This is a genomic window from Cupriavidus oxalaticus, from assembly GCF_038900635.1.
GTDB classification, from domain to species: Bacteria; Pseudomonadota; Gammaproteobacteria; order Burkholderiales; family Burkholderiaceae; genus Cupriavidus; species Cupriavidus oxalaticus_B.
In genome coordinates this window covers 1-21,444 of sequence record NZ_JAYMRX010000043.1, presented here as the reverse complement: position 1 = coordinate 21,444, position 21,444 = coordinate 1, and the positions used below count along the sequence as shown (strand labels likewise).

The 21,444-nt window shown below is 57.7% G+C and carries 13 protein-coding genes and 6 pseudogenes; 9 read left to right on the top strand and 10 right to left on the bottom strand.

Going from position 1 to position 21,444, the window contains the following annotated elements; translation table 11 throughout:
• Nucleotides 1-419 precede the first annotated feature (419 nt).
• A complete protein-coding gene (locus VSR71_RS34030; RefSeq protein WP_342917830.1) occupies nt 420-2,783 on the bottom strand; it encodes a PEP/pyruvate-binding domain-containing protein in 2,364 nt (787 codons plus the stop codon).
• A gap of 626 nt (nt 2,784-3,409) precedes the next feature.
• A pseudogene (locus VSR71_RS34025) lies at nt 3,410-4,511 on the bottom strand (ISL3 family transposase); the annotation flags it as partial.
• 715 nt (nt 4,512-5,226) lie between these two features.
• On the opposite strand from VSR71_RS34025, the gene VSR71_RS34020 reads away from it, so the two are divergent.
• Together VSR71_RS34020 and VSR71_RS34015 are read left to right on the top strand one after the other, a co-directional pair.
• Complete coding sequence (locus VSR71_RS34020) at nt 5,227-6,240, top strand: efflux RND transporter periplasmic adaptor subunit (RefSeq protein ID WP_373427218.1); 1,014 nt, start codon at nt 5,227-5,229, stop codon at nt 6,238-6,240.
• A gap of 20 nt (nt 6,241-6,260) precedes the next feature.
• Complete coding sequence (locus VSR71_RS34015; RefSeq protein WP_115683826.1) at nt 6,261-9,491, top strand: efflux RND transporter permease subunit; 3,231 nt, start codon at nt 6,261-6,263, stop codon at nt 9,489-9,491.
• A 118-nt stretch (nt 9,492-9,609) separates the two neighbouring features.
• Here the strand turns inward: VSR71_RS34015 and VSR71_RS34010 are convergent, their stop codons facing one another.
• The gene (locus VSR71_RS34010) at nt 9,610-9,759 is read right to left on the bottom strand and encodes a hypothetical protein (protein WP_159373684.1); all 150 of its coding nucleotides are present in this window, start codon (nt 9,757-9,759) and stop codon (nt 9,610-9,612) included.
• A 760-nt stretch (nt 9,760-10,519) separates the two neighbouring features.
• Here VSR71_RS34010 and VSR71_RS34005 point away from each other — a divergent pair.
• Entirely contained in the window at nt 10,520-11,536 is a 1,017-nt protein-coding gene (locus tag VSR71_RS34005) for a LysR family transcriptional regulator (RefSeq protein ID WP_115683827.1), read from the top strand.
• A gap of 22 nt (nt 11,537-11,558) precedes the next feature.
• On the opposite strand, the gene VSR71_RS35450 is transcribed toward VSR71_RS34005, so the two are convergent.
• Complete coding sequence (locus VSR71_RS35450) at nt 11,559-11,921, bottom strand: transposase (RefSeq protein WP_368666649.1); 363 nt, start codon at nt 11,919-11,921, stop codon at nt 11,559-11,561.
• Between VSR71_RS35450 and VSR71_RS34000 the strand changes: the two genes are divergently transcribed.
• The gene (locus VSR71_RS34000; RefSeq protein WP_231942339.1) at nt 11,826-12,017 is read left to right on the top strand and encodes a hypothetical protein; all 192 of its coding nucleotides are present in this window, start codon (nt 11,826-11,828) and stop codon (nt 12,015-12,017) included. The genes VSR71_RS35450 and VSR71_RS34000 overlap by 96 nt on opposite strands.
• Before the next feature lie 780 nt (nt 12,018-12,797).
• On the opposite strand, the gene VSR71_RS33995 is transcribed toward VSR71_RS34000, so the two are convergent.
• Together VSR71_RS33995 and VSR71_RS33990 are read right to left on the bottom strand one after the other, a co-directional pair.
• Entirely contained in the window at nt 12,798-13,265 is a 468-nt protein-coding gene (locus VSR71_RS33995; RefSeq protein WP_115683829.1) for a MarR family winged helix-turn-helix transcriptional regulator, read from the bottom strand.
• Nucleotides 13,266-13,355: 90 nt separating this feature from the next.
• A pseudogene (locus tag VSR71_RS33990) lies at nt 13,356-14,045 on the bottom strand (MFS transporter); the annotation flags it as partial.
• Nucleotides 14,046-14,753: 708 nt separating this feature from the next.
• On the opposite strand from VSR71_RS33990, the pseudogene VSR71_RS33985 reads away from it, so the two are divergent.
• Nucleotides 14,754-14,899 (top strand): annotated as a pseudogene (locus tag VSR71_RS33985) (transposase); the annotation flags it as partial.
• 306 nt (nt 14,900-15,205) lie between these two features.
• Here the strand turns inward: VSR71_RS33985 and VSR71_RS33980 are convergent.
• Nucleotides 15,206-15,349 (bottom strand): annotated as a pseudogene (locus tag VSR71_RS33980) (IS3 family transposase); the annotation flags it as partial.
• Between VSR71_RS33980 and VSR71_RS33975 the strand changes: the two are divergent.
• Nucleotides 15,296-15,439 (top strand): hypothetical protein, encoded by a 144-nt coding sequence (locus VSR71_RS33975; RefSeq protein WP_198044457.1) that lies wholly within the window; start codon nt 15,296-15,298, stop codon nt 15,437-15,439. The pseudogene VSR71_RS33980 and the gene VSR71_RS33975 sit on opposite strands and share 54 nt — an antisense overlap.
• Before the next feature lie 517 nt (nt 15,440-15,956).
• On the opposite strand, the gene VSR71_RS33970 is transcribed toward VSR71_RS33975, so the two are convergent.
• A complete protein-coding gene (locus VSR71_RS33970; protein ID WP_115683830.1) occupies nt 15,957-16,892 on the bottom strand; it encodes a cation diffusion facilitator family transporter in 936 nt (311 codons plus the stop codon).
• A gap of 1,537 nt (nt 16,893-18,429) precedes the next feature.
• On the opposite strand from VSR71_RS33970, the gene phaP reads away from it, so the two are divergent.
• Nucleotides 18,430-18,996, top strand: a complete 567-nt coding sequence (phaP, locus tag VSR71_RS33965) for a TIGR01841 family phasin (protein WP_115684024.1) — start codon at nt 18,430-18,432, stop codon at nt 18,994-18,996.
• A 492-nt stretch (nt 18,997-19,488) separates the two neighbouring features.
• Here phaP and VSR71_RS33960 read toward each other — a convergent pair.
• Nucleotides 19,489-19,946 (bottom strand): annotated as a pseudogene (locus VSR71_RS33960) (ATP-binding protein); the annotation flags it as partial.
• 292 nt (nt 19,947-20,238) lie between these two features.
• Between VSR71_RS33960 and VSR71_RS33955 the strand changes: the two are divergent.
• Together VSR71_RS33955 and VSR71_RS33950 are read left to right on the top strand one after the other, a co-directional pair.
• The gene (locus VSR71_RS33955; RefSeq protein WP_115683831.1) at nt 20,239-20,442 is read left to right on the top strand and encodes a cold-shock protein; all 204 of its coding nucleotides are present in this window, start codon (nt 20,239-20,241) and stop codon (nt 20,440-20,442) included.
• 444 nt (nt 20,443-20,886) lie between these two features.
• Nucleotides 20,887-21,165 (top strand): hypothetical protein, encoded by a 279-nt coding sequence (locus tag VSR71_RS33950; protein WP_231942340.1) that lies wholly within the window; start codon nt 20,887-20,889, stop codon nt 21,163-21,165.
• A gap of 159 nt (nt 21,166-21,324) precedes the next feature.
• Here VSR71_RS33950 and VSR71_RS33945 read toward each other — a convergent pair.
• Nucleotides 21,325-21,444: pseudogene (locus VSR71_RS33945) on the bottom strand (IS5/IS1182 family transposase); the annotation flags it as partial.

Here is a 21,444-nt window from a genome sequence, read left to right as displayed (position 1 = left end):
GATGCCCCATCGCCTGGCCACTCCCGCCGGTTCGCTCCCGGCTGGCTGGCCCGGATCATCAGTTCCCTGAGTTGATCCATGAGTGACACTTCCTTCCATGGCATGGCAGGTCTCCCAAAAGACACTGCCAGCCAGTCTAGTTGTGTTACCCATGTCCCCGAACAGGTGTTACCTATGTCCCCGGTTTATACACACTATGAGAACATCAGGGCCTCTGTCGCGCAAGATCATCCTGGAATAGGGATGTCGAAGGCTGACAGCCTCGGCAGGATCGGAAAAGGTGTGCCTGCCGAGGGCCAAGCGAAGCAACTTGGCTATGAGGTCTTCACGAGTCTCGGTAAGGCCGCTCGTGGGAGCGTTCTAATGCGGCGCGGGCATCGCCGTACTCCGTATTTCCTCAGTTCTTTACGAAACATAGCTCAACCGAGAACCTGGACGCGTTGCGCTGCACATTCGAGTCGAATAACGCGTGCGTTCCGCCATTGTTCAAAGCGGCTGCCGGCACCGATAACGGCGGGAACACCAAGTTCGCGCGCTCTGATTGACATATGTGAATTTTCGCCACCGTACTTCGTGATGAACCCCTTGACGCCGTGCGTGAATATCCAGTCAAAACCGGGGTCAGCATTCTCCATAAATACGATACTGTCCTTGAAAGACGAACCATATACATCCGTGACAACCCCCTCAACTGTGATCTCGGTGATGAAGCTCGGGCGGGAGTGGAAGACATGGAAGCCGAAGATGTCTTTCGGTGTGCACAACAGATCAGGCAGGCGCAGATATCTGGTTGTTTCCCAGTGCTGTCGATTTCTCTCGACTGCAGACCGAAGAAAGGTCGAATGATTGGAGCGAATCTCTAAAGAAAATGCAATGTCGGGCATCGTAAGGAACGACAGATCGTCCCTGCTAAGACCAAGATTTGCTCCGACGAGTGCGAGCATCTCCAAGGCGTCCGAAATTAGCCGGCTAAAAGAATGCTTCACGCGTTCACGGCCCTGAATCGCCTTCATTGCAAAGGCCTCAAATATCGGCCAATCGAAAGCGTAGCCGGTTCGATCAAACTCGGAAGAAAGGGCTGATATCTGAGCGGGTGACAGAGCCAAGTCGATGGCGGATACTTCTGTCGGCTCCTCCTTGATGGTGCGATTCATCCAGTCGAAGTATTTACTAATAGGATCGTCGTATCGAGGAACGGTGATCTCGTATGTGCCAGGGCGAATATGGCCGTGTAATTTTAGAAATTCTGCAGGCTGTAGTGCGGAAAAATCGTTTACTAGTTGGGCTGCAACGGAGTCGGAGGCGCGCACGACGGCATCCAGGAACCCCGGGCGAAGCAATTTTTCAGACTCTAATGACTTGAGAATGTCCGTCGCTACGAAGGCCGCTCTCGCGATCTCAGAGAATAGTACTGTGCCATGCACGTGCACTTTTTCGATCAACGATAGTACATCAAGCAATCCGTGGTCCTCATCCCAATTTATAAATCTTGCAGCGGATTCTAATGCTTCGATGCTGTGTCTAGCACGATCAAAAAGGTCGTCGCCAGTGATAATGCGGTTCGTTAAGGTACGTAGCAGATCCAGGTACGAAGCCCATTCGTTCTCAGAAAGGCTTGGAAATAGCTCGCGCCAGTGGCCGTCCCTCATTCTTGGTTTGAGGCAAGTTGGAACAACGCGAAATTCTATTTTGTCATGAAGCTCTGGCTTTAGAATTAAATTGCGTTGAGCTTCGATGATGATTTTTTTTGCTATGGAATGGGGCAATGTGGCCGGTAAAAATGAGGCTACGCTTGCTGATACAGAAACATATGGTGTGCCGCCAATCATATGCATGAGGGGAACTGCGCGCAAATCTCGGTATCCGAAATTTGCCCGCGCGGAAGCCCAAGCGGTATTAGTGAACAGGTGACGAAAGATGGAGGCGGCCAATGGCCTTGGCTTAGTTCCTATCAACTCGGCGGGGTTCACATCCGGCATGACTCCGAGAACTTCCCCTACGAGTCCCTGGCCGTTATTGAAGCTGTTGACGTCCTCGATCGAAGCTTCAACGCAATTCAGTGATTGTAAAAGCTTGTCAAGGTGACCAACGCTATATCCACATTTCCGCGGGGCTGTGATTGGCCTTACCTGAAAGATCACCACGGTTCCATTATTCGAGATCCCGAATTCGATATCTACCTCTTTAATACCGACAATTTCGATCACTTCTTCGATTGCTGGCACCAAACAGCGGAGAGGCTCCGGTGCGTCGTGGCCTGGTAAAAATATGTAAGTGCGGGTACCGTTTCCACCGGAAGTCACAACTGTGGTATCGCCGCTCTCATCGTAACTGATAATATAGTATGGAAGGCCAGATTCAGGGTCGCAAGTCATGACAACGCCACTTACTGCAATATCTTTAGCCATCGGTTGGACGAACACCTCGTCGGATGGCAATGGGGTGCCGTACGAAGAGAAAACATCACCTATTGCTTGAATCAGTTGCTCATCGGTACGAACATCTAAGACAGAAAGGTACTGGCCGGCTTTAGATTGCTCCAGACTATCCTCGGATGCTGCGCTAGATCGAACTGCTAGAGGCTCCGATATTCCAAAAGATATTTTGATTAGTTTGACAATTTTTGTGGAATTCGTGCTCCATTGTGCATGCGTCACACGATGAAGCGGATAGACGTGGAATTTCGAGGCGGCGGATCTAAGGGAGATTAATGTTTTGGCTTTTGTGTTTTTGAAGGGGGCGACGTCCGAGAAAATGCTCAAGGAGGAAGTTGATTTGTCCAATTTATTGATCTCCAGGCTATTAATAAGTTTCGTAGAAGACGGGTCTTCCAGGATATATCGACCTGCTGGTTCTTTGGAGGCTACCTTATATGTTTCCGTAATGGAGGGTGAATTTGTGGTCCGAATAGAGCGAAATTATGTGGCATTTGGTAATTTTCACATCGACGCTCTGCGAGTACTTCGAGCAACATGCGTGCCAAACTTAAAATCATATATACTCACAACTCAATGGATTGATTGAGAGCGGAGACTTTGAAGGAAATGACCAGGGGATCGTGGCCCCTTGAATGTCTATGCGGGTTGGTGTGGATCTTCGACGCGCGTGACATGACTGGGCTATTGGGGCCTTCGGTACTGGCTGCGGGCTTTGTCTGGATCTCGATAGGCTGTGGGAATTTTTGATCGAGACAAGTAGCAATGATCCGTTTGCTGATACAGTAAAGACACTCTTTACTTTCTTTCTTGGTATGTCGCTATATGGTCAATAGCGGCGACTATTGGTGGGGAAGATGACGATTTTGTCGTAAAGCTGACCTTTGCTGCTCCGTTCGTGACCGCGAAGCCATGGCAACACTGTTGCGACAAACACGCCAAGGTTCCCGTCCTGTTTGGGCATTTTGTTTGGCTCAACGAGGAATTCCGGGGAAGGCCGCGCGGATTTTGAGGAAGAAGTACTCCTCGTCGCGGTAGCCGTAGACAAGCCGCTTGATGACCTTAATGGTGTTGTTGATCCCCTCGACCACGCTCGTGTTCAACGGCTGCCGGCAGCGGGCAACGATGCCGTGCCAGTAGGCCTTCAGGCGCTGGGCGAACATTGAGGGCAGGAATGCAGCTCGGCCATGCCTGCGCGCCCGCTGCTCCGAGGCCTTCTGCGCCCATCCCGGTCGGCGTTAGAACCACAGCCGCTTGAGTCATCTCGTAAGATGTAGGCGGTCATCAACGGCCTATTGGCTTGCAGCACCTCGTCCAGATGCACCGCCTGAGGGGCACTCAGATTCTGTTGGTTGCGCTGCAGCAGCCAGCGCGTGGACTTGAGCACCCGCCTGGTCGGGCGATCGTGCCGCAGGCGATTGGCCTGGTCGACGCGAACCCGGTCCATGACCTCGCACCCGTACTTGGCCACGACGTGGAACAGGTCATAGACTACCTCGGCTTGCGGAAAATGCTCCAGAATCTCCAGCTCGTAGGCGGTCGTCATGTCGATGGGCGGCTGCCGCGACGGGCTTGGCCGCGTCCGGTTAGAGTTGCTCGAAGAACGCTCGGGCAGTCTCGCGCGAGCGGCCCTTTCCGATCCAGAACACTTGCCGTCCGATCGGATCGACGACCACTGTGGCGTAGCGATGTCCCTTGTGCAGGGTGTTCGTCCATGGTCGGATAAGGGATTGTGGGCCAGTCCGGCTCGACCACAGGCTCGCGCAGGCGTGCCTTGTCGATGGATTTGACCGTATGCCAGCCCAGATCGTAGAAGGCCCCCACGGCCTGCACCGTGCAGCTGCGTAGCAAATGGCCGCGGACTTGCGCTAGCCGGGCCGTGACGCGTTGATCGCGTCCGAGCCATTCCAACCGTTCAAGCCGGGGCCGCCGCACTGGCTGCACCACACCCCACGTCGCGGGAAGTGCGGCGCAGCGCGGTACTCGAACAGCGGCAGATCCCTGACTCGGGAACTACCGTCTGTGAACTTGATGGCACCGCGCCCCGCACTCCTCGCAATGCATGACCTTGCTAACCGCTTCGGATAGGGATGTGCGTTGTGGCTACATGTACTCGGGCGATTCCTCGTGGGTTCTACTGAGCCCGGCCTCTTGCGGTCGGGTCCGATCTTGCGCTGCGTCACGAATGAGAGGTCGTTGAGCAGGCCAGCCACTTGAAAGCCAATTCCAGCACAAATGAAGCATACGGAAGTACCTATGAGGGATCGTGCTTTAACGAAAACATTCTTTACTCGGCGCTCGACAGCACTAAAATGTTTGCCGCTGTATTTACCGTGCGCCATCAGATTGAGGATCTATCAGGGAATTCCTACGCGCAATTCAGGTCTGACTGACGGACAGGCTATGATCGTGCGGCAGATAATTGGGAAAATGAGAGGTTCTTTGTATAGCGGGTCATTAAATTCACCGGGCTTGTACCGTTGTGTGTGTTCTCGTTGGGCATGCCAAGTCGCAGGCCTAAGAGCCGTGTGCTGGCGGATGCTTATAGTGATCACGCTTTTGGCAAGGGACTGAGCGTGAGTGACCCAAAAGAAGTCCCGAGGTGTCGCAGAGTATTTCCGCGACGATATGTTCGGGCAAGCCTTGAGGATGGGTAGGGGGGGCGCCGCCTAAGCCAGTAACCGCCCAAAAGGCCGACATGAAACGAAAGAACCTGCTAGTCACTATTGGCTGCGCTATTTTAGTGCTGGGTATTGTGACCTATGTGCGCACCGCTAGAAGTTCGCATCGGATGTTTGGACCTGAGGAGGCCATCGGCGTCGAATTCCTACAGACCGACTTGGTTCAGGTGGCGCGCCAGGACCTGCAACTGTCGCTGCCGCTGTCGGGCAGCCTGCGCGCGCTGAACCAGGCCTCGGTCAAGGCCAAGGTCTCCGGCGAAGTAAAGCAGGTGCTGGTGCGCGAAGGCGAACCGGTGCGCGCCGGGCAGGTCATCGTGCGCATCGACCCGGCCGAATACGAGGCCCGGGCCGCGCAGGCGCGCGGGCAGATGCTGGCCGCGCGCGGCCAGTTCGAGAACTCGCGCCAGACCTGGGAACGCAACCGCGAACTGGTCGGCAAGGGCTTTATCTCGCAGACCGCCTTCGACAAGTACCAGTCCGACCTGGCGGTGGCGCAAGCCAACCTCGACGCCGCCCAGGGCGGGCAGGCGGTGGCGCAGAAGGCGCTGGCCGACACCGTGGTCAAGGCGCCGCTCGACGGCATGGTGGCCGCGCGCGCGGTGCAGCCGGGCGAGAAGGTGTCGCCGGATACGCGCCTGGTCGATGTGGTCGACCTGCGCGTGCTGGAGCTGGAAGCGCCGATCCCGATGGCCGACGTCGCGCGCGCCGCGGTGGGCCAGCCGGTGGCACTGGAAGTGGAAGGCGCCGGCGGCTTTGCCGGCAAGCTGGTGCGCATCAACCCGGCGGTCAGCGAGGGCACGCGCAGCATCATGGTCTATGTCCGCGTCGACAATGCCGACCAGGCATTGCGCGCGGGCATGTTCGCGCGCGGCGCACTGGTGCTGGGCCAGCGCGCCGCGGTGGTGGCGGTGCCGGTGTCGGCGGTGCGTACCGAGGGCGAACGCGCCTTCGTCTATGCCATCGAGCGCGACACGCTGGCGGAACGCCCGGTACAGCTCGGCGTGCGCGATGAAGCCGGCGGCATGGTGGAAATCGTCTCCGGCCTCGACGCCGGCGCCGAGATCGTGCGCAACAACCTCGGCACGCTGCGCAGCGGCAGCCAGGTCAGGCGCGTCAAGGCCTGACGGCATAGGGGACGCGCGCCATGTGGTTCACCCGCCTGTCGATCCGCAACCCGGTGCTGGCCACCATGATGATGATGGCCTTCATCGTGGTCGGGCTGTTCTCGTACCAGCGGCTGCCGGTCGACCAGTTCCCGGACATCACCTTCCCGGTGGTGGTGGTGCAGACCGAATACCCGGGCGCCGCGCCGGAGTCGGTCGAGTCCGGCGTCACGCGCAAGGTCGAGGAGATCGTCAACACCATCTCCGGCATCGACGAGATCTTTTCGCACTCGTACCAGGGCACCTCGGTCGTCGTCATCAAGTTCGACCTGAGCGTCGATGTCGGCCAGGCCGCGCAGGACGTGCGCGACAAGATCGCGCTGATCCGCCCGCAGTTCCGCGACGAGGTCAAGGAACCGCGCGTGCTGCGCTATGACCCCTCGGACGCACCGATCTTCAATCTGTCGGTCTCCAACGCGCCGGGCGCCAGCCGCAGCCAGCGCGAGCTGACCACCATCGCCGACCAGATCGTGCGCAAGCGGCTGGAAACCGTGCGCGGCGTGGGCGCCATCAATATCGTGGGCGGCACCAAGCGCGAGGTCGAGATCCGCATCCGGCCCGCGCAGCTGGAGGCGCTGGGCATCGGCGTCGACCAGGTAATGAACGCGATCCGCAACGAGAACCAGGAATTGCCCGCGGGCGAACTGCGTTCCGCGGCGACCGAGACCGTGGTGCAGATCAAGGGGCGCGTACCCACGCCGGCTGCGTTCCGGCAGATCATCGTGGCGCGGCGCGCCGGCCAGCCGGTAACGCTGGGCGAGATCGCCGACGTGCGCGACGGCCAGGAAGAACAGGAAAGCCTGGCGCTGCTTGACGGCAAGCGCGCGCTGTTCCTGTCGGTGGTGAAGGCGCAGGGCCAGAACACGGTCGATACCGTCGACGGCCTGGTGCGCATGACCGACGAGGTGCGCAAGCTGGTGCCCGCCGGCGTGCAGCTGACTGTGGTCAACGACACCGCGCGCCGCATCCGCAGCAGCGTGAAGGAGGTGCGCTCGACCCTGCTGGAAGGCGCCTTCCTGACCGTGGCGATCGTGTTCCTGTTTCTCGGCTCGTGGCGCAGCACGGTGATTACCGGGCTGACGCTGCCGATCGCGCTGATCGGCACCTTCGGCGTGATGTACCTGTGCGGCTTCACCCTCAACGTGATCACGCTGATGGCGCTGTCGCTGTGCGTGGGCCTGCTGATCGACGATGCCATCGTGGTGCGCGAGAACATCGTGCGCCACAACCTGATGGGCAAGGACCACCGCAGCGCGGCGCTGGACGGCACCAACGAGATCGGGCTGGCGGTGCTGGCCACCACCTTCTCGATCGTCGCGGTGTTCCTGCCGGTGGGCTTCATGGGCGGCATCATCGGCCGCTTCTTCCACCAGTTCGGCATCACCGTGGTGGCGGCGGTGCTGATCTCGATGTTCGTCTCGTTCACGCTGGACCCGATGCTGTCTTCGGTCTGGCATGACCCGGACCTGCACGGCACCGGCAACAAGAAGAGCTGGTACGGACGCACGGTGGGCCGGCTGCTGGACTGGTTCTCGGCCAGGATGGACAAGCTCGGCGACGGCTACGCCGGCATGCTGGGCTGGGCGCTGAAGCATCGCCTGGCCACTGCCGTCATCGCCGCCGCGACCTTCTTCGGCAGCTTTGCGCTGGTGCCGCTGATCGGCACCGAGTTCGTGCCCAATGCCGACCTCGGCGAGACCCAGGTCGGCTTCACCACGCCGGTCGGCACCTCGCTCGACGTCACCGAAGCCAAGGTGCGGCAGGTGGAAGCCGCGCTGAAGGCCTTCCCCGAAGTGGCCTACACCTACGCCACCATCAACTCTGGCAACGCCTCGGGACGCAACAACGCGCTGGTGTCGGTGCGCCTGACCGAGCGGCGCGCGCGCACCCTGACCACCGCGCAGCTCAACCCGCTGATCCGCCAGCGCCTGGCCGGCATCGCCGGCATCACGCTGACCATGGTCGGCATGCCCGACGGCGCCGGCGGGCAAAAGGCGATCCAGGTGTCGATCCAGGGCGACGACCTCGACGAACTGCGGCGCCTGTCGCGCGAAGCCAGCGCGCGCATGGCGGCGATCCCGGGCCTGACCGACCTGGATTCAAGCATGAAGGACGACCGCCCCACCATCGAAGTCCGCATCCGGCGCGAGCTCGCCTCGGACCTGGGCGTGGGCGTGGCGCAGATCGGCAATGCGCTGCGCCCGCTGCTGGCCGGCGATGCCATCAGCTCCTGGCGCGCGCCCGACGACAAGAACTATGACGTGCGCGTGCGCCTGCCGAAGGACGCGCGCACCGGCATGGCCGACCTCAGCGCGCTGATGATCGCCAGCAGCCATACCAACGCCGACGGCTCGCCCAGGATGGTGGCGCTGCGCCAGATTGCCGAGCTGGTGCCCACCACCGGCGCCAACCAGATCAGCCGGCGCGACCTGAACCGCGAGATCGAGCTGACCGCCAACGTGGCCGGGCGCTCGGCCGGCGAAGTCGCGCGCGACGTCAAGGCCGCGCTGGACGGTGTCAACTGGCCGGCCGGCTACAAGTACCGCTTCGGTGGCTCGACCAAGTCGATGAACGAGTCGTTCGGCTACGCCGTGTCGGCGCTGGCGCTGGCGGTGATCTTCATCTACATGATCCTGGCCTCGCAGTTCGCCAGCTTCTTCCAGCCGGTCGCCATCATGACCTCGCTGCCGCTGACGCTGGCCGGCGTGTTCGCGGCGCTGCTGTTGTTCGGCTCGACCCTGAACATGTTCTCGATCATCGGTTTCATCATGCTGATGGGGCTGGTGACCAAGAATGCGATCCTGCTGGTGGACTTCGCCAACCAGGCGCGCCAGGGCGATGTGGACGGCACCTATGGACGCGCGCCGCTGTCGCGCGAGGCCGCGCTGGTCGAAGCCGCGCGCGTGCGGCTGCGCCCGATCCTGATGACGACGCTGGCGATGATCTTCGGCATGGTGCCGCTGGCCTTCAGCCTGGGCGAGGGCGCAGAGCAGCGCGCGCCGATGGGGCAGGCCGTGATCGGCGGGATCATCACCTCGTCGATCCTGACGCTGGTGGTGGTGCCGGTGATCTATACGTACCTCGATGATTTCGGCGCGTGGTTGCGTCCATTTTGGCGAGACAGAACACCGTCTTCAGCTGCACATCCGGCTGCCGGTGATTTGCCCTCCACGAAAGGTGGCCCCGAAAAAGCGAATGAGCCTGCAAGATGAACTCTACGCGAGATACGCCCATCCACTTGTGAAGCGTAGTTGTCGTGGACTAACTTCGATTACGGGTCCATATTGGCAGAGGCCATCACCACGAAAGGTAATGTGCAAAGAGTGGCGCTCAATTTGGTGCCGGCACCTTGGCAAACAGCGCGTTGTAGGTAGCGATGAAATTCGCCATGAACGCATAGGCGGTCTCCAACGTGCCTGATGCCACGGAGATAAAAACCCTCGAAAAGCAGTCCAGGGGATTCACGTTCGACTGTTTCACGCGAACCTGGACAGACCGAAGTTGGTCCAGCTACCTTCCATTTTTAGCTCAAACAATCGCCTGCGGAAAATTTCGCACGTTCATCGTCACTAGCCCTCTTTGATTGTTCACATGATAGCGCCAGAAGGTACGCGCAAGCAGTTGTTCTTCCTGATGACAATTCCCCGCATTGCACGCACCCGGTGTGCAGGCTTGCGCGAGAAAGCCGGGCACATAGCCTCGAAGGGACGTTTATATATCAACGTAGCACAAAATCCTGGGTGCCGCAACCGAATTAAATCTAGGCAAGCAAAAAGATAATTGACTTGGAACTTGCAAAGATCGGGGCAAATTACGGATTGTAACTTGGTTGCTACAGAATCACGTCTTTGGTGAACCGATGTACTGGAGCGATGTATGGTAACGGCGCTATGTCGACCCGATTACGCTCATAGCGCATTATGTAGTACAACGTAGCGGCCTGCATTGCCGTCGCACTCATCAGAAGTTTAGGTTGCAGATTGACAGCCCTAACAATCTTTGGGGGCTCCTGCCGCTTTCGCCGGCGTTGGCTTGTATTGAAACCTAAACGCATAACAAGCCGCCGATTCAATGAGCGGCCCGCCTGCATGAGGATCTTTCGAAAGTTTGTGGAACAATCAGATCGCCTGCAAAGATTTGATTCAGATCAATTGACGGGACTAGACCTTATGTCTATCTTCTTTTGGATACCATCCCGTCCTTTAGACTCGCGTCACCATTGCATGGTGATATTGGTAGAATGTCCAATCCTACGCTGTCGGAAATTCGTCATGTTAACACGAAGCTGTTGCAAGTCTTTGTTCTCGTTATGGAGTACCGTAACCTGGGTGCTGTCGCAGCATGCACCCAGCGCAGCGTGAGCACGGTGTCCTATAGTCTCGATCGCTTGGGCGAGATCACCGGTGACCCCTTGTTCTTCAAAGGAAACGGCATACTCGTGCCCACGCCGCATGCGATACGTCTGGAAAAGATAGCGCGTCAGATCCTGGAGATATGGGGAGATTTGGTTCGACGCCGAGAGGAGGTCACGATCAAGCGTCAGGAGGGTGGTAGGCGCGTAGCAATAGGCTTTTCGGCATCGATTGGCGATCCCCTCATCACTGAAATCTTGTTCGCCTTAGGCGAGGAGTTTCCGCAAGACACTTTTGTCACGCGGCCGGTGATTGCCGACGCGGTGCTTGCCAGTCTACTTGACGCCGGAGCATTAGACTGCGCCTTCGTCGTCGACAGCGGGCACCATCCCGAGCGTATGCGCCAGCACAACATCGTGGCAACGCAGCGTCGGCTCGTCAGCGCCACGCGCAGAGTCAACGAGGATAAGAGCGAGAATGCCTGGATCCTATTGCAAGAAGACAGCGAACCCGGCAGCCCGTTACGTGCCTTCCTGAGCCGGCAGGCCGGTACACCTGGCTACCGAGAGACGGTGGTACCATCCTGGCATGCGCAGATAACGCTACTGCATTCAGCGGGCGGCATCTGCTCGCTGCTGGATTATAACGTTCCATTGGTGACACGCGAGCGAGAAACGCAACTTCTAGCACTCCCTTGTAGTTTCCCCAGATGGGCTGCCTTGAATTTTTGGGGGGCGGAACGCAGTTGCGATCAACGAGTGGTGAGCGACGTCATGGAGGTTGGTAGAGCTGTGATGCGCGATCCGCTCAAGGCCATCGGCAGAAGTAACAACATGGCTCAACAGCAATTTCTAAGCAATCGCTTACCAGAGGCAGGCGCCGTAGACACAAGTACTTTCAGTTAGAGGCCGTAATCAGCCGCCTGCGTTATTGATATATTTTTTTCCTGTCGGCTGCTTGGCAGGTATAGGCAGGCGTGGTGAGTCTGGACAGTCCGGAGTTACACCGATTTATCCTAGTCCTCCGCGTCATTGAAACGGAACCGGACGAATTCGTCGCGATGGATCGTTGTACTTCCACTTGATTGAGCCAAGACGAATAAGTCGGCGTGTAGTGCAACCGGATGTCGCGATGCTTATTGAGGAAGGTACCTACGATATCCGTCTTGTAGCTGGTAATGATGTCACAAATTAGGTGGAATTCCTGCTTCGGCCTCTGACTGGCGACAACGTCGCTCAGGAACGCGACGAATTGATCGCTGGTATGGCATGGTGCGGTCTTGCCGATCACCGGCACATTTATCGTATTGAGTGCGGCAAACAGGTTGAGAGCGCCGTGCTTCCCGGCGACAGCGGCAACACCGATCCTTACTATCCAGGGACTTGAACTCCGGTCTTCTCGGTCAAGGAGAACACCACCGCATGCGCTGGCTGGTTCCGGTACAGGTCCGCGGCATTGATCTCGAAGTGCGGATCATTGGAGATCATATGCTTGTCCCAGCGATCCGGGCGTACGCCATGTCTGCGGCAGATGCGCTGCACCAGCCGTGACCGACACGTCGTAAGTTCCGCAGCAAGCTTCTGGGTACGTGGCCCATGCGCACGCTTGGAATTGAGCGTGGAGTTCAGCACGCGCGCCTCAAACTCCTCGGGCGGCTGCAGTGGCCGTCTCTCAGGATGGCTCGCGTGCAAGCAGGACAGCCGCTCGGCCAAAAACCGGCTGGATCATCGCGTGATAAAACGCGAGTCGCAGCCAGGCCGTTGCATGATTGTTTCACGCGATGTGGCTATCGTCACGCAGAAGAATCGGCTTCAAGCCTCGCGTACGGCGCGGCTCCGAGTCGCCGCCTGCAACTGTTCACGCTCAGACTCGGTCAAGTTCATTTTTCCATGCACCCAATTCAAGTACAAACTGGTGTTTTTTCAATGGTGCAGTGGACTAGTCGCCGCCGTATATAGAACTCACTGCGCCTTCATGACATCGGGTAAACCAACAACGGAGGTGCGTTCGAAGAGAGTCAAGGCAGCCGCCTCGGTGACGCCGCGCCGAGCGCCCGTTGCGTTAATTGGAGCATTGCGGCTCACCTTACACGAAGCTCAGCCTCTTCAATGAGTGTAGGCTGTGGAAGCTTGCTGCACTCAACCGCGCGTTGTTGATCGGAGGGCTCTAGGTACTCCGCGGGCTAGTTTGATTTGCAGCGCAGCGCTGTGCCTGGGCAATTCCAGCCTCAAGTTGCGCTAGGCCGCGCGATAGTTCATCCAAGGTCGTCGTAGAAACTTCGGACAGCGCCGCTTCCAGGAAAGACGAGCGCAGCGGCATTGCGTGCGCCACCACCTGCCTCCCGGCAGGCGATAACGTGACATGGAGGACGCGGTTGTCCCGTTCCGACATGCTACGCTCGATCCAGCCAAGCTCCTGCATAACTTTTAGCTGGCGGGTCAGCGCGCCGGGATCCATGACGACGAGGTCAGCCAGGGCTTTCTGGCCCATGGCGCCTTCCTGATGATGCAGCGCATGTAATATTCGCCAGCGCGGCAAGGGTAGTCCCATGCGCTTCTCGAACGCCCCCGTAAAGGCGCGATAGGTTCGGCCGAGTTGCTGCAATACGGCCACACTTTGTCGCTCCATATCCATCGTTTCTCCTCAGGGTAAGCTGCCGCGCAGCTTTAGTCCGCCGCCATGACTGGTACAAGCCCGTGGCGTGGCTTGATCGAAGGCACCTGGCGCGCGCTCCACACACCCAGCACGGCTGCCGCCCGAGAAGCGGGATCCCACCATGCGACCGACCATGCGCAGCGATTGCAGTATGGCCGTGGCGATGCCGAGGTGCTCGCGCCCCGCGGTCTGCTGCGCGAACACCGTCAGGTTGGGCATGCTAAAGCCAAGGCCCAGGCCGCTGACCAGCATGATGGCCATCAGCACGCCATGCGGCATGCCGCGGGTGGCCTGCGACAACCCCAGGCAGGACAGTGTCCGCATGCCAAAGCCGGCATAGAGCACATTGTTTGGGCGTCGGATGCGCGTTACGATGCGGCCATTGAGGACGCTGCCCACGGTGATGCAGACCACCAGCGGCGTGATCAGCACGCCGGCCTGCTTCGGCGAGTAGCCGAACCCGCCCTGGAACAGCAGCGGCGCATATAGCAACAGCGCGAACATGGTAAAGCCGGTGAACACCGCCAGCTTGAACAGCGGCGCCATCCCGGGGTCCCGGAACATTTCGGCCGGCAGGATCGGATTGGCGCAGCGCCGCTCCCACTGCCACAGCGCCGCCGACGCCACCGCCGTCAGCACGAGCAGCCCAGCGGTAAAGGCGTCGAGGCCATGCGCCGGCAACAGTTCCACGCTCATCTGCATGCTGCCCAGGCCGGCCGCGATCAGCTGCGCCCCCAGCCAGTCGACGCGAATCGGCCCGCGATCATTGCCCACCATGGTCTGGTCTAGCGCCACAAGCGTTCCCACGAAAGCCACGCCCAACGTAGCCATCAGAGATTCAGGGAAGGGCAACACCTTGTCGTTGGGGGAAGCGCCTTGTAGTTTTGCCACTCTTGGCATAAGAACCTCCTTGCGTCACCACCTTGCAAATCACGGGCCATCGAGCCGAATTGCTAATAGTCCTGCTCTCTGCATGCCGAATCTCCATTAGCTTTGTCGTGTTTCAGGCACGCTTCTGTCTTGTGTGCAACAAAATGACGATGCGACGGCATTCTAAACGCCGGTTTGCAAGGGCTACTCCTTGCTGAGCCAGGATGACCCAGTGTTTTTAAGGCATGAAGCTTCATATGTGTGCGCAGCTCAAGCGGTCGGTATCATGCTAGCGCTGGTTGCGCAGGTGTTCATCTAGTCGTGGCTGCCCGACCCCATCGATGGACGCAAGTCTTCAAGACAGGCGAAATTGGGTTGCAGACCACCGAAGTGGCCATCCGTGCGGGTGTGTTCAACCGCATGGTCGCGCTCGCTTGCCTGCTATCCGTTCGTATCGCTTGAATTCGTCATCGCCGAGGAGCTCTGTTTTCAATCTCGATCTATGAAAGTGCTCACCGGTGCACCTGTCTCGATGGTCGAACCATACACCAAGTTACTCGGTGAGGAGAAGAGGGCACCGGTTCCAATCATGCGGTTACGAATGCCATCGAAAGCCTGAATATGCATGTGCGCAAGATCATCAAACCCGAGGGCACCTCCCCTCGAATGAAGCAGCTGTCAACCTGCTGTGGCTGGTGCTGCGCAACGTGCTGGCCTAGTCGGTTCGCACCACCTATGACTGAAAGTCCGCCATGAACCAGTTTGCTATTTTGTATGGCGAGTAATTTACTGCGGCACGGGGCTAACAGAATTCAAAACCGCCTTGCACACAAAAATGAGACAGCTCCCTCGACGGCGGCCAACATCACGTCGCGGATTCTGAAAGAGCTGATTCTGATTGACGCCATGCTGGCGCCCCGCCTGGGGCCGCGGCATCCAGTTGGCTGACGGCCACAATCATTGCTCTGCATTGTGTCTAGTAGTTTGTCTAAATTTCCTTCAGGCGCCACCTTGAACTGACCACAGTTTGAGTTAGACGAAGGCTGAGTTCAGTATTGCACAGGAATCAGCCAATTTAGCTTCAACTTGATGCGGTCGTGATTGTGATAGCGGATGTAGCGCGCCCGTCCGGTCTGTAGTTGCTCCATATTGGCAAACTCGTTCAGGTAAAAGAATTCGGACTTGAGCGTGCCACCGGGGTGCTGGTGGAAGGGGGGCTTGAGGGTGACGTCTATGGCCTGGAGCGTGATGGCAAAAACGGCAATCGCACGAAAAAATCGTGATTAATTTCGATCAAGGAAGTTAGGCTGCGGCATTTTTGGTCAGAAAGAGCGGTGGCCCGCCTCAGGTTGGAAAAAGTCCGTGGCCGGCTCGCCTTATAAGGGATGCCCCTTAAATGCTGTGCAATTTCATTGCAATTCATCTCCGCTCAATCTTTCCGTGACCTTCGGCGCAGCACTAGAAGATGCCTAGTAGGAGCGGCGTCGTAACGGCGTCTTTTGTGCGGACTGACATTGCTCGTTCGGCACCTCGCCTGGATGCCACACTTCCACGGGAATGACCATTCAGTCCGAATTTATGGGGCCAACTGCGTGAGTGCGATCATTCCAAAATGGCCTATCCGGAAGGCGATTTTCTTCTACCACGGCCTACCCAGCCAGCAACGACAACACACGATGTCATATTTCTCTTTTCGGTGACCGTTGAACACCCAAGCTTGCCACCCCGTCCGATGACAACGAGTCCAAGCCACTTTAATCTTTTGGATATCCCAAAGTTCAAATCCTAACAGGGCGACATCTATTCTGCCGTGAGGGTCTTGGTAAAGTATACCGGGTCGACGTGGGTCATCACGTTGAGTACGCGATGGTGCTCCAGCGTGCGGCGCCGGGCGTCGACGGCAATCGCATGGCCCTGTGCCACTGTCAGCGTGGCCTCGATTTCCAGATGGACATCAACGAGCACCTGGTCGCCCATCTTGCGGGTGCGAAGGTCATGCAAGCCGAGCACGCCGGGCGTGCCCAGCATGGTGGCGCGAATGTCGGCGACGGTTTCTTTGTCGGCGGCGCGGTCCATCAGGTCATTGAGCGCGTCCCAACTGAAGCGCAGCCCCATGCGCGCGACCATCAGCCCCACTACCATTGCCGCGATCGGGTCGAGGCTGTGATAGCCGAGCAGGTTGCCGGCGATGCCAAGCGCCACCACCAACGACGAAGCCGCATCCGAGCGCGCATGCCAGGCATTGGCTACCAGCATGCTCGAACGGACCCGCCGCGCCACGGACAGCATGTAGCGGAACAGCAACTCCTTGGATGCCAGCGCGACCACTGCCACCCAAAGTGCCATTGGCTGAACCGGCTGTAGCCCGGCGGGATGCTGCAGCTTGCCCAGTGCTGCCCACAGCATGCCCGCCGCCACCGTCAGCAGCAGCACACCCAGGACCAGCGACGCTCCTGTTTCGAAGCGCAGGTGGCCATACTGGTGATCGGCATCCGGGTCCTTGCAGCTTTGCCATCCGGCGGCCAGCACGACAAAGTCTGAAAGCAGGTCGGACAGCGAATGCGCAGCGTCGGCAATCAGCGCCTGCGAGCCGGAGATGATGCCGGCCGCCCCCTGGGCCATGGTCAGGCCGATATTGACCGCCACGCTGACAAGCGTGCTGCGCCAGCCGGCGCTGTGGCGCGCCTGTGCGTCAGTCAGCCTTCCGGCGTCGTTTTCGGGTAGTTCGGGACGCATCCGGTGAATTTCGATTTGATCGTGAGACTATAGCTCAAAGCGACGGGAAGTAGATCATCACGTCCAGGTGGTGACGAAAAAAGTCCTGCCGCTCCGCTTCGGCTTTCAGAAGATTGTCTTTGAAGCGATTTCCCAATTCTGGTCTTTTTCATTTTAAGGCTTCTTTGACCATGCGAAAGCACCGAGCAGCACTAGCAAAGAAAATACGAATCAGTACACCATCCACAAGCGCGAAGGATCTCCTGCCTGGTGCAGAAGGTAGGTCAAAAGCAAACTGATGCCAGACAAACCTCCACGCAGACAACAAACCTGTCGCCGGAAGCTGCGTCCTCGGTCGCGATGGATTGTCGAACTTCCACTTGATTAGCTTGGAGTCCTCCGGCCTTTGATTGGCGACAACGTTAGTCAAGGAACGCAACGAATTGTTCGCTGGTAGGGCCTATCAGAAATTTTGTGTTTAGGGCATAACATGTCGCCAAGGAGCATGTACTCAATGAGTGCGCAACACCGCAGCGTCCCTGTCGCATCCACTGCGTTGTCAGTTCTTGCCAAGGCTCCGACCTGATCAACAATGTTGAACAAGACGTTCGCTCTCGCAGTTGGAAGCCGACTCTGCATAGAGCACGTCATCAGGATACAGGGAATCATGAACCTGTAGGGCCGATAAAGAATCTCTTCCAAGGTGTTCGGCGGGATTGAAATTGATCTTGTTCAAATCTAATTTAAATTATCGAGTCGGATCATTTTTTCTGTACGAAGATTGATATCGCACGTGAGCGCTTTGCAACGCTGGAGGTTACCACCCGCTCAAGCAGGGAGGGCTTATTCCAACGGACCATGCGAATAGGAGGATTGTCTAGTGTGTGATAGAGCGCGCAGAATTAGGTCTGCCAAGAATGTGGCGCCAAAAGATGCTCCAGAGGGACAGGAGTAGGAAATTATTACCTAACGTAGCGATTTGCGGCATGGAGAAGGCAACAATTAATACGCTTTTCACGCGAGAGCAGCTGGATCTGTACTTCGCGTCGTACATTGGGATGGAGGGGGGAAATCCGGCAGGTGAAGTCTGGTTTTACGATGGAGTACCGCCTTCCACGGCTGATCCGCTTGTGGGGGCGCCTGGCGCCCAAAGTAGAACCCAATGCCTGGGATGCACAACAAGACTATCTTGACAAATGCCAACGGCAATTCCACGTTTCCTGGCGGTTGCTAAGAGTACATTGAATGTTACCGGCGGTACTGATATTGGTGCCAATCTCGCGGTGGCGCACAGGCTCAGGCGGTGAAGTACCATAGCAGGTGTGACGCCGGTGCATCGTTAATGGTTTCATTAGTTGAAAAGCATAGGAGGAGGGATGCTGAGTCCTCATGAATTCGGAAGGGGTGGATGCCCCAGATCTCGACACGCTGGAGTGCCCTGGTCGTAAGGCTGGTAGATATCCATCCGGCTAGAGCTATCCTTGTATCGAACTGTACGGACAATTTCTTGTGAAAGCCCTCGTTGGGACAACTGGGGCACATTTCCAGGGGTTTTATCATGCCTACGTTAGACCTAGAAACGATTGCAGCAGCGCAAAAATCGGGTATTGAGATCCTGTACGGGCTTACCAGTAGGACGCTCGATGGATTTCACAAGGTTGCGGAACTGAACTTACAGACGATGAAATCGACGTTAGCGGAAACCCAGGCGTGCACGCGCAAGGCCTTTGAAGCCAAGAACGATGCCGACCTACCGGTGATGGAAGCCAGGATTTTGCTCCCGTTGGCCGAAAAGACTCAAGCGTACTGCCGGCAAGGGCTCGAGATTGCCGCGGAGACGCGTGCCGATTTTGCGAAGGTGGCCGAAGCCCAGTATGAACAGAGCAAGCGCGTAATGCAGGACTATATTGATGCGGTCGGGCGTGTCGCTCCTTCTGGCTCGGGGACTGCCATGGCCGCCTGGAAGTCGACTCTGACCGCCACGACAAGCTTTCTCGATGCGATGCAGCGAGCAGGCAAGCAGGTGGGCGACATCACCGAGAACAACGTGAACCTCGCGGCCTCCGTGGCATCGTCCTCGGCCCTGCAGCCGTCTAGTAACGCTGCGCGGGCCGACAAAGGCTAGCACGCTACGGCGGCGGGAAGTGTCCACGGAGAGTCCCGCCCAAAAAAGTCGGATTGATGACTGAGCCTATTTTCAGCCCCTATCACCATGGTCGCTGCATGTGCGCTCGAGAAGTCTGCGTTCCATGGGGAGCGCTGATAGGCTTACCGAGCGTTTTAGCGGGCAGCACCCGCTTCGAGCTGATCATATTCCCTTGAGAGACGATGCAGCCCGCCTCCAGAATAGGCACAGGCCGGGTCCGGATGCTGATGAGCACGTCGCGTGAATCGCAGACAGTCTTGAGCCGCCGAGCGGATACGGCGCTGCGCGAACTTCTTGTCGAGCGTGACAGTTGCGAGCGTTCGTTGAGCCGGTGGTGCAGATCAATGATATGGACGCCCGATGCATGCGAACAGTTGGTCACGCCGTTCGATATTTCGGATACTCGTGTCAAGCGCAGTCCAAGTCTGAGCCACTTCGAGCGCCCGCGCAAATTATAAGTGAACCAGTCAATCAGTCTTTGGTGGCTGACACGTGGTCGGCTTTGCGTTGCTGTTTCAGCCCGGTAACTATCCCCCCTTGTGGAAGACTCGGTCCAGCATCGCAGCGGCCAATGTTGTGTTGCCGAAGGTCTGATCCCATTGGGTGAACGGGAGGTTGCTGGTGAGGCCCCCGCCCATATCGTTTGACAACGATCTGAAAGAAGTGGCTGGTCTGGTCCCCGGACAAAGGGAAGATAGCCAATCTCATCGACAATCAACAGACGTGGACCAAGGATGTTGTGCCGAAGTACCGAGTCGTATCGCTCGAGGCGCCTGGCGGCCTCGAGTTGCAACATCACGTCTGCCGCAGTAATGAACTTGGTCTTGATAACCCCATGTGTGGCCGCAGCGATAGCCAGATGTGTCTTCTTGCCGGCGGCGGGAGGGGCCAAGGAGTACAGCGTTCTGGCAACGCTCGATTCTTTTCGTCTGGCGCTTATGAACTAACTGCATTGGGCTTCATCTAAGCACTTAGTGCAATACGCATTCTGGCAGGCAACGTAGAAGAAGGCAGGCCGCGGCATTTTAGTGCGAACTCTGGTGACAGTTTCGGTCGGCGCACAGATGAATTGAGTTTTTCTTCAGAAGGCTTGGTTAATCCGCATTACGATGTTGTCATAGCGGCTAGCGTGGTTATAATTATGCTATTGCACACATAGTAGGGTCACGACACGCAAGAGATGTGGCCCAAGCCCAAACATGTAACAACTTTGAGGATGAAATGGCGACTGGCATTGTAAAGTGGTTCAATAGTGAAAAAGGATATGGGTTCATCGCGCCCGATGATGGCGGTAAAGACTTGTTCGCTCATTACAAGGAAATCCAAGGTGGCGGCTTCAAGTCACTGGAGGAGGGCGCGAAAGTAGAATTTGAAATCACGCAAGGTATGAAGGGACTGCAGGCGTCAAAGATTCGTAAGCTGTGAGCACTTGAGAGCCATTTAGACTTGCTGGCGGCGTGGTGCTAGTTTGTGCGTGAGCTCGGCACCGTCGCCGCTCCTTTTTTATTTTTTTGCCGGGAATTCCACTTGGGAAGATCGGCGAAATTTCAGGATTGTAATTACCATTCCACAAGACCATCGTAGCATGGCATCTAATACTCGAGTGCTTCCGTTATCCGTAAGTGGCTCCAGCAATAGGTGCGTTGTAGTAGTGGGAGCAGACTGAATCGTCGGGCCGCTAAAGTACAGCGCTAAAGTACAGCCCAGCCACATCCGTTGGTCGCCCGATTTCTGCACTTCCCCAGCCGGTCTGAAATTACTGTGGCGCCAGGGCGGTTCTTAACGCGAGTGAAGCAGCGTATCGCCTCTTGATGACCCTGGGAATGTATGGATCTACGCCGCCTGCGGAGCTTGGATCGCCGTGCACAAATGGAGCAAGAACAACACCCCACTGGCTCGGCGTGCCACAACGCAGCGCTGCGGGAGCGAAAGGTGCAGTTGCACGATGCGCTCGAACCATTTGTCGCGGCAAAGATTAGGGGCGACGGTGTCGTTGACTTCAACGACCGGGGGCAAAGCCATGAAATGGCTTTTATCGCATCGCTTGATCTGAATGTCGCAACGCCGACATTGTTGTCGCTGGAACAATGCGAACAAGGACTCCAGTACATCGCGGAGTCTCAGGCTTGGCGCCGAGCAACTCGCTGAGCCTGAACTCAATCGGGGCGGCTCCGCGCCGCGAGGCTCCAACTTTGATCGCGTGCTCGGCGTGGTTCAGTAGTGGGCGCTCGGGGAGACTGTATTTCGCCAGATCGCACGAACAAAAAGAAACGCCCGCACCGGCTCGCCGGTGCGGGTTAAGAGTCGCTAACAAAACTGCTCAACGAATCGTGAGCAGATGACCGCGCAGGCGAGCGTTAGCAGAGCGAGATGGATATCGAGACGCCGTTCGAAACGAATGCGCAGCTTGCCAAAGGCAGCAAGCCA